This is a genomic window from Bradyrhizobium genosp. L (genome assembly GCF_015624485.1).
GTDB lineage: Bacteria > Pseudomonadota > Alphaproteobacteria > Rhizobiales > Xanthobacteraceae > Bradyrhizobium.
On sequence record NZ_CP061378.1, the window covers coordinates 6,726,149 to 6,738,328 of the forward strand.

Consider the following 12,180-nt stretch of genomic DNA (forward strand, 5'->3'; position numbering starts at 1 on the left):
AGCGTCCGTTCCTGCGCGTGGCCGCATCACGCGCGCTGCAGCGCGAGCGTGACGCCGCCGAGCGTCAGCACCATGGCGCCGATCTCGCGCAGACCGAGCGGCTCGCCGAGGATGATCGCGGCCGACACCACGCCGATCACAGGCACCAGCAGCATGCCGGTCGAGGCCGACGTCGGCGGCAGGCGGCGCAGCGTCTCGAACCAGGTGAGATAGCAGATGCCCATCGGCATCAGCGTCATGTAGGCGAAGCAGCCGACGCCGAGCGGCGTGATCGCCGCATAGTCCGGCTGCTCGAAGGCGATGCCGAGTACGAGCATCACGAGGCAGCCGATGCCGACCTGCCAGGCCACCACGGCGAGCGGCGGCATCGGCAGCGGCTTGCGGTTCAGGACATTGCCGAGCGCGAACAGGACGGCGCAGGCGAGCGCCAGCGCAATGCCGGTGAGCTTGCCGGTGCTGAAGGCGAAGCCGCCGCCACCGAGCAAGAGCGCGACGCCGGCGACGCCGAGCACGAGCGCGGCAAGGTCGCGCAAGGTCGGGCGGACGTGCAGCACCGGCCAGGCGAACAGCATCGCCCAGATCGGCATCGTATAGGCCAACAGCGCGCCCTCGCCGACGGTGACGAATTTCATCGCGATGGTGCCAAAGCCCATCCAGGCGAAGACATTGGTGAAGGAGGCGAACAACAGCCGCGGGATCGCCTCGCGCGGCACGGCGAGCGACTGCCGGCGGGCCAGCGCCAGCGCAGCCAGGATCAGCGCCGCGCAGCTGCCGGCCAGCCCGCGTGCGAACAGCGGCGGCCATTGCTGCAACAACAGCTTCATCAGCGGCCAGTTCAGCGCCCAGCCGAACGCCGTCACCACCAGGCAGAGGAAGCCGATCGACCTGTCGCGCTGTGTCGAATCCATGGGCATGCGCATAGCAGGCGCATGCACCGGACTGTAGCGCGCGCGGCGCATGCCGACATTCCTTCGCCCGGATGAAGTGACGCGCAGAAAAAACCGGCGTACCTTGCGGTACGCCGGCTGAGGTTCTGCCAGCCTAGACCAAATTCCGGACCATGCTCTATGCCGACGCCGCGCGCGGCGCGTTGCGGTTGCGCGAGTTGCGCTGGAAGAACAGCGCCTGGCTCGCGACCGCCGACACCATCGCCGGCTGGAACGGCTTGGAGATCAGGAATGCCGGCTCCGGCCGCTCGCCGGTCAGGAAGCGTTCCGGATAGGCGGTGATGAACACCACCGGTACCTCGAAGGTGCGCAGCAGCTCGTTCACCGCATCGAGGCCCGACGAACCGTCGGCGAGCTGGATGTCGGCGAGGATCAGGCCGGGCTTCTTGTTCTTGGCGAGCGCCACCGCATCGGAATGGGTGCGCGCGACGCCGATGACATTATGCCCGAGATTCTTCACCAGGCTCTCGAGGTCCATGGCGATGAAGGTCTCGTCCTCGATGATCAGGACATCGGTGGCGATCTCGGCGGCCATCTCGCGGCCCGCGGTGTCGGTGAGTTTGCGGGTCTCGGCGATGTCGGTGTTGAGGATATAGGCCACCTCCTCCTCCGAGAAGCCCTCGAGCGAGAGCAGCAGGAAGGCCTGGCGGGCCAACGGCGTGATGTTGGAGAGCCGGCGTTCCGGCGGCAGCGACAGCGTCGCCACGTCGGCATTGTCATTGTTCACCGCGACCGAATTCCAGATCTGGGTGAACAGCCGGAACAACCCGGCGCGCGGGCCGTGGGCCTGATCCAGCAGCGATCCATCCTGCAGCAGGGCCTCGAGCATGGCCCCGACATAGGCGTCGCCCGACGCCTGGTTTCCGGTCAGCGCGCGGGCATAGCGGCGCAACAGCGGAAGATGTTCAGCAACGACCTGCGATCGGGACATTCCCACTCCATCCTGGTTCTTGAAGCCAATCGGCCTGAAACATGTTGTCCTGGGGCCGGCGAGTTCCAGCTGGTATCTGGCTTCCTGAGGTAACCCCGGTTCCCCTGCATGCCCGACTACGCGCGAACGCCCAAAAAGTTCCAAGAAATAGTTCCAGCAATCCGGAACTTTCCGCGCAACTTTGCATTAGCTCCTGACCGACGAGCGACGCGGCCAGCCTCTTTTTTCGAGGAAACGACTTGAAAATCAGAGACTTAACCTCCCGGGGAAGCGTGGATCACATCATGAAGGAAGTAAAGAAGCAGGGCGGTCTCAACGCCGAGATTCAGTCCAGAATCGGCCACCAGCTTCGCGCCATGTACGATGACGTGGTGCGGCAGGGGGTGCCCGATCGCTTTGCGGAGTTGATCCGCAAACTCGACGGACCTGAGGCTGCCGCAGCTGCTGTCGCCGGGGGCGATACCGACAAGAACAATGGAGGGGAGTAATGCCTCTCACGAATGAACTTCGCGACGACATCCTGGCGTCGGTGCCAAGCCTGCGTGCCTTCGCGATCTCGCTATCCGGTAATGGTGACCGCGCGGACGATCTGGTGCAGGAGACCCTGCTACGCGCAATCGCCAATATCGATTCGTTCCAGCCGGGCTCCAACCTGCCGGCGTGGCTGTTCACCATCCTGCGCAACCTGTTTCGCTCCGACTACCGCAAGCGCCGGCGCGAGGTGGAGGATGCCGAGGGCAACTACGCCAAGACGCTGAAGAGCCAGCCCTCGCAATCGGCGCATCTGGAGTTCGAGGAATTCCGCACCGCGCTCGAGAAGCTGCCGCAAGACCAGCGCGAGGCGTTGATCCTGGTCGGCGCCTCCGGCTTCTCCTATGAGGACGCGGCGGCGATCTGCGGCTGCGCGGTCGGCACCATCAAGAGCCGCGTCAACCGTGCGCGATCGAAGCTCTCCGCGCTGCTCTATGTCGACAGCGCCGAGGATTTCGGTCCCGACAACACCGTGCGCGCCGTGATCGGCGGCAATGGCGGCTAGGCGAAACAACTCGCTAGGCGAAACAACTCTTGGAAACAACTCTTGGAAATCAAAAGGCGGCCCGGTCGGGCCGCCTTTGTCGTTTCCCGGCCTGATGCTGCCGCGCTAGCTCGCCATGGATTTCTTGAAAGCCGCCGGCTTGAAGCCGTTTCTCAGCTCCAGGATCTTGCCGGCGATTTCGGTCACCGGCACCGGGTGGCTGAACAGGAAGCCCTGGGCCTCGTTGCAGCCCTCGGCCCGCATGTGATCGAGCTGCTCGACCGTCTCGATGCCTTCGGCGATCGTGGTCATGCCGAGGCTGCGGCCGAGGCTGATGACGGCGCGGACGATCGATTTCGAACCGTGCGTCGCGGTCGCATCGCGCACGAACGACTTGTCGATCTTGAGCTTGTCGAACGGAAAGCTGCGCAGATAGCTCAGCGAGGAATAGCCGGTGCCGAAATCGTCGAGGGCGATGCGCAGCCCTTGCGCCTTGAGCTTGTGCAATGTCGCCAGCGTCTCCGAGCTGTTGGCGAGGAACACCGATTCGGTGATTTCGAGCTCGAGCCGGCGCGGCGACAATTGCGACGCCGAAAGCGCCCGGGCGATGACGTCGATCAGCCCCTGGTCGTGAAATTGCGCCGCGGAGACATTGACCGCGAGCTTCATCTCGCCGGGCCACGTCACGGCCTGCTCGCAGGCACGGTTGAGCACCCATTCGCCGAGCGGGGTGATGAGCCCGATCTCCTCGGCGATCGGAATGAACTGGTCGGGCGGCACCATGCCCCGCTTCGGATGCTGCCAGCGCAGCAGGGCCTCGAAACCGCAGATGCGGTCCTGATCGAGGTCGTAGAGCGGCTGGTAGTACAGCGAGAATTCGTCCTTGCCCATCGCCTCGCGCAGATCGAGCTCCAGCGCCCGGCGCCGCTGCAGCGTGGCGTCCATCGCCGGCTCGAAGAACCGCCAAGTCCCACGTCCCTCCATCTTGGCGCGGTACAAGGCGACGTCGGCATTCTTCAGCAGCTTCTCGCCCACCGTGCCGTCGGCCGGCGACACCGAGATGCCGACGCTGCATCCGACCACGACGCGATGCCCGTTCAATTCATACGGCGCGCCCACGCATTCCACGATGCGGCGCGCCAGGCGCTCGGAGTCCTCGGCGTTCTGCACGCCGCACTGGATCACCGCGAACTCGTCGCCGCCGAGACGCGCAACGGTGTCGACCTCGCGGACGCAGGCGTTGAGCCGCTCCGCGACCGCGCAGAGCAACTCGTCGCCCACCGGGTGCCCGAGCGTGTCGTTGACCGGCTTGAAATTGTCGAGATCGAGACAGAACACGGCAAAGCCGAAGCCGCGGCCGGCCTGTGCCACCGCCTGCTCGATGCGTTCGGCCAGCAACGTCCGGTTCGGCAGCTTGGTCAGCGCATCGTGCCGCGCCATGAACGCGATCTGCGATTCGGCGCGCTGCTGCTCGGTGACGTCCTCGCAGGTGACGAGCCAGCCGCCGTCGGAGGTGAGCCGTTGCGCGACGGAGATGATGCGCCCGTCGCTGAGACGCTCGAGATAATTGCCGCTCTGGTGCCGCGGAATCGAGCGCTCGCGCTCCGCCATCAGGTCGGTGACGGTCCGGCTGCCGTGATTGCCGGCGGCGATGCTCAGTTCGAGGACGTCTTCCAGCGTCATGCCAGGCAGGACCAGCTCCGGTGAAATGTCGAAGATCTCGCAGAACCGGCGGTTGACGACCTGCAGCCGCGCCTCGCTGTTGTAGAGGCACAGCCCCTGCGACATGTGGGTGAGCGCCGCATCGAGGCGAAGATTGGTTTCGTGCAGCTCCGCCTTCTGCTGCTTCAGCGCGGTGATGTCGCTGTAGACCAGCACGCCGCCGCCCCCCTGCGTCTCGCTGCGGCTGACGCGCAGCCAGCGCCCGTCGGGCAGTTGCGCCTCGCTGGCGAAATCGTCGACATCGCTGTCGGCCGGCATCGTGGCGACGCCTGTGGCGTCGAGCCGGTCCGAACGCAGAAGCTGCGGGGAGAGACGGATGAACTCGCTGGCGCGCGAGTTGGCCAGCGCGATCTGGCCGTCCGCATCCAGCAGCACCACGCCCTCGCGCGAGGTCTCGAGCGCGTCCGAAAGCCTCGCCTGCGCGGAGCGGCGCTGCGACACCTCCTGATTGACCATCCGCCTGATATTGTCCCGCATGGCTTCCATCGCGGTCAACAACTTGCCGAGCTCGTCGGTGCCACCTTTGGGGATCGTCGCGTCCAGGTCGCCCTCGGCAATGCGTTGCGCCGCCCGCGACGCGATGGCGACGGGTCCGATGATCCGGCGCGCCAGCAGCCAAGAGAACAGCGCCGACAGAAACAGCGCGGCGGTCAGCCCGGCGCCGTTGAGCTGCAGGTCGCGCCTGATGGTCGAGAGCGCTCGCTGCCGGAACAGAAAGCCGTCGCCGGCCGTGTAGTTGACGAGCAGCTCGACCTGCTGGCCGACGATCTTGGAGTAGCGGTCGACCTCGCCGACCGTGTTGGGGGGAAGCTGCCGATCCGACGCGCCGTCGGTCGCCAGCGACGCTTCGACCGCGCGGCGATGCAGCGCCATCCAGGCATCGGCGGCTTCCTGGACCTTGGCGGCGGCCTTGGCGGCGCGGGACGACTGCGACCGATCGGCGGCGATCGTCAGATCCTCCGACAGCGCCTTGGCGAGCGCTTCGATCTGGCTGTCGAGGCTGGCACGGACCGCCGGATCCGTGCTCATCAGGCGCTGCGACGAGGCGACCCGCATCGCGGCGAAGTCGGCGCCCGCTGCACGCGCGTAGTTGATCGACATCAGCGATTCATCGAACGTCTTGGCGACGAGGTCGCCGGCGTGCCGGATGCCGACGATCGAGTAGCCCCCGAGCGCGATCGCAATGGCGCTCATCGTCACACTGAAGATCAGAATCTGGATCCGGATCGACCCCTTGGTCAGCGCTGTGCGCGACAGGCGAGCGGCGGCGAACCGAAGCGCCACGACAGTTTTCGCCTTGAGGTTGAACAGAAGACCCATCTCCGCGCTTCGCCGTGGTACATGATACTCAAGCCACGCAGACTGCCTGACGCAGCGGAAATGAACTTCGTCTTTTCAAATTGCCTTAGTAGTGACCGGAACTCATGCCGAAATCGTTAAGATCAACTGGCGATAATCGCCCTCGCAGGTAATCCGGGAGGCACCATCGGGGCCATTCGGGTGCCCGATGTTCCATCGTTCAAGGTGGGGTTGAAATGCAGTCAAGCCTGTTGCGCACATCGCGGCTCGGCACGATCGGCCGCATGCCGCTTGCGGCCGCAATCATAGCGGGAATGTTCGGGGGAGCCGCGCTCGGCGCGGGCCCGTATGCCATTTCGCAGAAGGACCGCGAATTCAAGCCCGCGGAGATCTCGATCAAGCGCGGCGAGGTTTTACGGTTCATTAACGATGATGGGGAACTGCTGCATCACGCATATTTGAGCACGGATGCGTTCAGCTTCGACTCGGGCGATCAGCAGCCGGGCAGCAAGTATGACGTCGCCTTCACCGTGCCCGGCGACTACACGGTGCTGTGCGGCATTCATCCGAAGATGAAGCTCGCCGTCCACGTCGCGAAATAGCGGTTGGACTGCGGTTTGACGCGTTTTCTTCACGCAAACCGATATCTACTTCGCTTGAAAACGTTCTACAGGACCGCCGTCTTGAACAGCGCGGCGTGGCCGACATAGTAGGCGAACAGCGTCACGCTCAGCGCGGCGCAGAGCCCGACCGGCGCCAGCCATGGCGCCCTGCGCTCCGAGCTCCGGTTGTCGCAGACGATCGCAAGCAGCACGGCGATGATCGCCGAGTGCCCGATGGTGTCGATCTTGCCGAACTCGAAGCAGGCGCTGATGAACATGCCGGTGAGCACGGTGGCGGCGCAACGCCGGATCAGCGGTGTCCAGACCAATGCAAAGGCCAGCGCGAATTCCACCATGCCGGCGGCGCGCATGTAGAACTCGTTGTCGAAACCGAAGGTGATGCTGGCATGCTCGATGAGAAGCGGGAAGCTCCATTCCGGATAGGCCCATTTCTCGATCGAGGCCCACATCAACGTCACCGCGGTGGCGTACCGCATCACGTCGATCGGCTGAACGCCGAACAGGTCCTTCTTCAACCCGGTGAGCGCAAGGTAGGCGGCAACGCCGAGAAAGATCGGATAATCGGCTAGATGGAAGACGCCGTAATTGCGGACCGCGATCCCGTAGATGACGGCCATCCCCAGCGCCGAGAGCGGCAGCGTCCGGCGCGACAGCATGCCGGCGGCGATGGCGAGCTGCAATACGCCGACCAGCGGCGACGTCGTCTTCAGCTCGGGGGTCAGCAGGATCCCGCCTACGGCCCAGATCGAAATGAAGAAGAACGCGACGACGGCGCGGATCATCACGTCGGTGTATGGCCGCAACGGGCTGGTGATGCGGTCGAGCGCGCGGATCGTCGCTTCACCGACTGCGGTGGGCTCGATCAGGCAGCCTGCAAACAGCCAGAACACGGCGATGCCGAGCAGCAGCTCGAAATCCATGCACAGCACATTCTCGAGTCCGCGAGGCTGTCCGGCGACGTCAAAGGCACAGAACCATTTGACATGCGCATCGGCACTTCGTGCCGACATGACGCAAAAGACGATTCCGACGAGGCACTTGGCGAAGAAGGAGCGCGCACGGAGTGCCGAGATGGCCTCTCGCCCCCAACCACTGAACATCGCACCTACTGCCCAACCTTTAACGACGTGTTCATCTTACATTAAATTTTAGAGGTTTTCGCCAGCCAACACCCTTTGGTTGTTTCGTGGTTAACTGTCGCGGGGCTGAGGTAACGCGGGCTGGGTGCTTCAAATTTTAGCTAGTTCCCGCACGGAGGTTCAATTCAACTGTCGTAGTGAAACCCGACAAGAATCGGATCGGGAGCCGGTTGCATGTTTGGGGCGTTGAGCGTCGTCGTAAGTGTCGGGGTAGGGTCTGCGCTCGCTTTCGCGGCAAAGTGGAACCCATCGCGCACTGCTACCATTGAGACAGTTGCAGGTGCGCTCCTGATCACCGGCCTCGGCCTGTTGGGATCGGTGTTGCCGCACCTCGCCTGACCGCGTCAATCGCGATCAGCGCGGCAACCTTGGAACCACGGCGACCTGCGGGGCCGCGGTCAACGTCTGCAGGAAGGCGATCAGGTCCTTTTTCTCACTGGCCGTCAGCGACAACGGCCTGATGTCCGGCGAGCGGCTTGGCCGATCGATGCCGCCCTTGTCGTACAGCTCGATCACGTCTTCCAGGGTCGCGACCGATCCGTCATGCATATAGGGCCCGCGGCGCGCCACGTCGCGCAAGGTCGGGGTCTTGAAGGCATGACGCAGCTTGACCGAGTTCGGGAAGTAGCGGCCACGCCCGACGTCGTTGCCCTTGGCGGTCCCGATATCCTGGAACGAACCGTCCGAGAAGGACGGGCCGCTGTGGCAGGAGGCGCAGCGCGCCTTGCCGTTGAAGAGCTGAAAGCCGTGCTGCGCCGCCGGGCTGATGGCGGCATCGTCACCCCTGATCCAGCGGTCGAACGGCGCTTCGCCAGCGACGATGGACCGCTCGAAGGTCGCAAGCGAGGCTTCGATCCTCGGCCGCGTGATCGCGCCGTCGCCGAATGCGCGGGCAAACGCCTCGCCATAGGCCGGGATCGCCGAGAGGCGCGAAATCAGTTCCGCTTCCGTCATGTTCAGGTTCATCGGGTTCTCGATCGGCCCGAACGCCACGGATTCGAGATCCCGGAACTTGCCGTCCCAGCCCAGCGGCTGATCGAAGAACGCCACGTCGATCAGGGTCGGCGCGCGGATTGGCAGCCCCTTCGGGTCCTCGCCGATCGCCCGCGGCAGGCCGTCGCCCCATGACAGACCCGGATTGTGGCAGCTCGCGCAGGAGTGCGTCTTCGACCGCGACAGCAACGGATCGAAAAACAGCATCTCGCCAAGGGTGGATTTGGCCTCGGAATAGGGATTGCGGCTCGGGAACGGAACCGCGTCCGGCCGGCGATAGCTGGCGCGAACGGTCGCGACATCGTCGGGCGTGTTTGCCGCGGTCAGCGCAAACGACAGCCCCACCGGCAAAAGCGCCGCGAGCAAGGTCAGGCCGACCCAAAGCCTCATTGGGGTCCTCAAACGGTATCCTGCTCGGTATATGCACCGGCATGATCAATGAAGTTTTAACAATCGGTTGCGGGGATTACGGATGCCGGGGATGTGAGGGACTGGGATCGATATGCCCGCCACGTCACTGCGCGCCCGTTGCGCGGTGAGGTGAGCACGCTCGTCAGGCTCCCTCCCCCCTTGCGGGGGAGGGTTAGGGAGAGGGGTGAGCCCCGGGCGAGAAATCCGACGAGCAGCACAGCCATCGCAATTCGATGCGCATCATCGAAGGTGATCCGGAGAGAGCACGCCGTGCGGTACCCCTCTCCCTAACCCTCCCCCGCAAGGGGGAGGGAACCTGTCCGCCGGTGCGTCCCTTACACGCTGCTTTGCCCGCGGTCAGGCGATGGCTCCGCCGCTACTTCTTCGCCGGGCGCACCGGTGCCGAGAACTGCTCGGTGCGGTCGCGCTCGGTCATGTCGACGACGGTGTCCATCGGCGCGGTCAGTTCGTAGACGTAGGAGACGTCGGTGAAGTAGCGCTTGGCGGTGCCGCCGAGCGCTTCGGGCGCGACGCGGTCGAGCAGGATCAGGCCGAAATCGCTGTCGGCGCGGCGCGTCGCCTGGCTGGTGTTGAACTCCTCCCAGCGGAAATGGAACGCGGCGTCGCCGCCCTCGCCCGCAACCTCCCAATTGGCGACGATGTGCGGATGCTTGCCGACCAGCGACAAGCCCTCGTCGGAGTGCGAGGCGAGTTCGAAGAACAAGAGCGACAGCGACTGTGCGGCGCGGGCGCTGACGGTGATGTCGGGGCCGTTGACCGCGATGCGGTCGGCGTGCGGGATCGCGCGCGACTCGAACAGGCCCTTCAGCTTGACGCCCTGCCACTGGCTCTCGGACAGCAGGGTCACGACGTTCGACATCGCGTGGATGCGCCCGATCAGAAGCTCGCGCGCGACGTCGATGTCGGCGCCGTGGCGCAGCGTGCGCGTCACGATCGACTGGATCACCGCGAGGATGTTTTTGACGCGATGATTGAGCTCGTCGATCACGGCCGTGAGCCGGCGCTCGAAGCCGATCCGGACCTCGATCTCGCGACTGAGGCGCAGATTGTTATAGGCGACATAGCCGAACAGGCCGCAGACGATGCCGGTCAGCGCCAACCCGATCGCGGCGACGATGGTCGCGGTCTGCTGCGCGCGCACCGTGGCGTTGCTCTTGGCGTAGTAGTCGAGCGACCAGTCGCGGCCGCCGAACGTCACCGTGCGCACCATCGACGGCGGCGGACCGTCCTGACGTATCGCTCGCGAGGTGACGACGCCCTGCTCGTTAGCGGTGAACTCGTCGTTGGAATCGCGCGGATCCTTCAACGCCACCGCGAACAGCGAAGAGTCGTCATTGGTCAGCATCAGCGACGACAGCTCATAGGAAAACGTCACGAAGCCGGCCGGCTCCGAGGCGCCCTCCTGGAACACCGGCGCCGCGAGCGCGACGCCGACCGGTCCGTTCTGCCGCAGCAGCGGGATCGGGTCCGAGGCGACGGGCTTGGCCTGCGCCATCGCCTTGGCCAGCATCGGACCGACCACGGAATGGCGATCGAAGGCGCGGCCCGGGATGCTCAAGGTCTCCGGATTGCGCGGCTCGACATCCATCATCACGTTGATCGGCTTGTCGAGCGACTTGATGTCGAGCGGCTGGTCGTCGAAATCCCTGATCTGCGGATTGGTGAATCCGGCCGCCTTCAACTCGGTCTCGGCGGCCGATAGCTCGTTCGGCTTGAGCCGCGCGATCCAGGCGGCGACGACGAAATCGGTCTTGAAGGCGTAGATCGCCGAGCGCAGCGGCTGCAGCATGTTGGCCTTGATCGTCGACGGCGCCCGGAACAGGCCGGAGGCCACTCGCGCCAGCAGCTCACGCTCGGTCAGGCGGTCCTGCACCAGGCTGGCATGGACGTCGATCGCCCGCGCCAGCGCGATGCCGTCGAGCGCGAGCTCCTGATCGTGCACCCGATAGGCGGCGAGACCGGAGAGCAGGATTCCGATCAACGCGATCAAGGCGACGATGAAGCCCAGCCGAACCACTCGTTTACTCGGCAATCAGGGGGTGGAGAAACGGGATGGAAAGCATCTTGGCTCTGCGGGGCGGTGACACATCAACACGCGACGAACACCAACCGCAGGCGGAATATGGAATAGCGATCATCGGTACGCAACAGAAGCCGGTCGGCAGCATTAACGCCGGCGTCGCCCGGTTGATTTCTTGCGACGCCAGAGGTTGCTAATTCGGCAAAGTGGGAAATTGTTCCGGCGATTGCGCAGCTTTTTTGCGGCGGGCTCTGATCATCCCGAGGGCATTGCCAGCCCGTCATCCTTGAGGAGCCTGCGCAGCAGGCGTCTCAAGGATGAATCGGCCAATGACCGTGCATCCGTCGAGACGCGCTTCGCGCCCCCCAAGGATGACGGGGCTGGCGGTCGGCACCGCCACAATCGTTAACGGCTAGCCCGCCTTGCCCGGCGGCTGCGACCGCAGGCCGCCCTTGGTCTCGATGAAGCTGACGATGCGGTCGAGGCCGTCGCTCTGCTTCAGATTGGTCATCACGAAGGGGCGCTCGCCGCGCATCCGTTTGGCGTCGGTCTCCATCTTCGCAAGCGACGCACCGACGTGCGGGGCGAGATCGATCTTGTTGATCACGAGAAGGTCAGACCGCGTGATGCCGGGACCGCCCTTGGAGGGGATCTTGTCGCCGGCGGCGACGTCGATGACATAGATCGTGAGGTCGGCCAATTCCGGCGAGAAGGTCGCGGCCAGATTGTCGCCGCCGGATTCGATCAGGACCAGATCGAGGCCGGGGAATTTCGCGCGCATGTCGGCGACCGCGGCGAGATTCATCGAGGCGTCCTCGCGGATCGCGGTGTGCGGGCAGCCACCGGTCTCGACCCCGGCGATGCGGTCCGGCGTCAGCGAGCCCGAGCGCACCAGGAACTCGGCATCCCATTTGGTGTAGATGTCGTTGGTGATCGCGGCGATGTCGTAGCGCTCGCGCATCGATTTGCAGAGCAGGTCCATCAGCGCGGTCTTGCCGGAGCCGACCGGACCACCGACACCGACACGCAACGGACCGTGAGACGTGGGCATGTAATGTG

Annotated in this window: 10 protein-coding genes; 3 read left to right on the forward strand and 7 right to left on the reverse strand. The window is 64.8% G+C overall.

Annotated features, from left to right (window positions below; all coding sequences use genetic code 11):
* Positions 1 to 26 precede the first annotated feature (26 nt).
* Entirely contained in the window at positions 27 to 908 is an 882-nt protein-coding gene (locus IC762_RS32070; protein ID WP_195786082.1) for a DMT family transporter, read from the reverse strand.
* A 157-nt stretch (positions 909 to 1,065) separates the two neighbouring features.
* On the reverse strand, positions 1,066 to 1,878 hold the full coding sequence (locus IC762_RS32075; RefSeq protein ID WP_195786083.1) for a response regulator: 813 nt from the start codon (positions 1,876 to 1,878) through the stop codon (positions 1,066 to 1,068).
* A 284-nt stretch (positions 1,879 to 2,162) separates the two neighbouring features.
* On the opposite strand from IC762_RS32075, the gene IC762_RS32080 reads away from it, so the two are divergent.
* On the forward strand, positions 2,163 to 2,366 hold the full coding sequence (locus IC762_RS32080; protein ID WP_173643727.1) for a NepR family anti-sigma factor: 204 nt from the start codon (positions 2,163 to 2,165) through the stop codon (positions 2,364 to 2,366).
* Positions 2,366 to 2,914 (forward strand): sigma-70 family RNA polymerase sigma factor, encoded by a 549-nt coding sequence (locus IC762_RS32085; RefSeq protein ID WP_195786084.1) that lies wholly within the window; start codon positions 2,366 to 2,368, stop codon positions 2,912 to 2,914. Before IC762_RS32080 ends, IC762_RS32085 begins: the two co-directional genes overlap by 1 nt.
* Before the next feature lie 105 nt (positions 2,915 to 3,019).
* Here the strand turns inward: IC762_RS32085 and IC762_RS32090 are convergent, their stop codons facing one another.
* Entirely contained in the window at positions 3,020 to 5,935 is a 2,916-nt protein-coding gene (locus IC762_RS32090; RefSeq protein WP_195786085.1) for an EAL domain-containing protein, read from the reverse strand.
* A gap of 263 nt (positions 5,936 to 6,198) precedes the next feature.
* Between IC762_RS32090 and IC762_RS32095 the strand changes: the two genes are divergently transcribed.
* A complete protein-coding gene (locus IC762_RS32095; RefSeq protein WP_246801345.1) occupies positions 6,199 to 6,516 on the forward strand; it encodes a methylamine utilization protein in 318 nt (105 codons plus the stop codon).
* Positions 6,517 to 6,581: 65 nt separating this feature from the next.
* Here IC762_RS32095 and IC762_RS32100 read toward each other — a convergent pair whose 3' ends face one another.
* From IC762_RS32100 to ureG, 4 genes are all read right to left on the reverse strand, one after another.
* A complete protein-coding gene (locus IC762_RS32100) occupies positions 6,582 to 7,547 on the reverse strand; it encodes a hypothetical protein (protein ID WP_195786087.1) in 966 nt (321 codons plus the stop codon).
* A 483-nt stretch (positions 7,548 to 8,030) separates the two neighbouring features.
* Positions 8,031 to 9,059, reverse strand: coding sequence for a cytochrome-c peroxidase (locus IC762_RS32105; RefSeq protein WP_195786088.1), 1,029 nt, complete (start codon positions 9,057 to 9,059; stop codon positions 8,031 to 8,033).
* Between the two features lie 397 nt (positions 9,060 to 9,456).
* Positions 9,457 to 11,118 (reverse strand): CHASE domain-containing protein, encoded by a 1,662-nt coding sequence (locus IC762_RS32110; protein ID WP_195786089.1) that lies wholly within the window; start codon positions 11,116 to 11,118, stop codon positions 9,457 to 9,459.
* Between the two features lie 415 nt (positions 11,119 to 11,533).
* Positions 11,534 to 12,172 carry an urease accessory protein UreG gene (ureG, locus tag IC762_RS32115; RefSeq protein WP_195786090.1) on the reverse strand — a complete coding sequence of 213 codons (639 nt, stop codon included), beginning with the start codon at positions 12,170 to 12,172 and terminating at the stop codon, positions 11,534 to 11,536.
* Positions 12,173 to 12,180 lie beyond the last annotated feature (8 nt).

Excerpts from the sequence above, each read along its gene's own strand:
- IC762_RS32070 (WP_195786082.1), bottom strand. The coding sequence starts at position 908 with ATGGATTCGACACAGCGCGACAGGTCGATCGGCTTCCTCTGCCTGGTG.
- IC762_RS32075 (WP_195786083.1), bottom strand. The coding sequence starts at position 1,878 with ATGTCCCGATCGCAGGTCGTTGCTGAACATCTTCCGCTGTTGCGCCGC.
- IC762_RS32080 (WP_173643727.1), top strand. The coding sequence starts at position 2,163 with ATGAAGGAAGTAAAGAAGCAGGGCGGTCTCAACGCCGAGATTCAGTCC.
- IC762_RS32085 (WP_195786084.1), top strand. The coding sequence starts at position 2,366 with ATGCCTCTCACGAATGAACTTCGCGACGACATCCTGGCGTCGGTGCCA.
- IC762_RS32090 (WP_195786085.1), bottom strand. The coding sequence starts at position 5,935 with ATGGGTCTTCTGTTCAACCTCAAGGCGAAAACTGTCGTGGCGCTTCGG.
- IC762_RS32095 (WP_246801345.1), top strand. The coding sequence starts at position 6,199 with ATGCCGCTTGCGGCCGCAATCATAGCGGGAATGTTCGGGGGAGCCGCG.
- IC762_RS32100 (WP_195786087.1), bottom strand. The coding sequence starts at position 7,547 with ATGTCGGCACGAAGTGCCGATGCGCATGTCAAATGGTTCTGTGCCTTT.
- IC762_RS32105 (WP_195786088.1), bottom strand. The coding sequence starts at position 9,059 with ATGAGGCTTTGGGTCGGCCTGACCTTGCTCGCGGCGCTTTTGCCGGTG.
- ureG (WP_195786090.1), bottom strand. The coding sequence starts at position 12,172 with ATGCCCACGTCTCACGGTCCGTTGCGTGTCGGTGTCGGTGGTCCGGTC.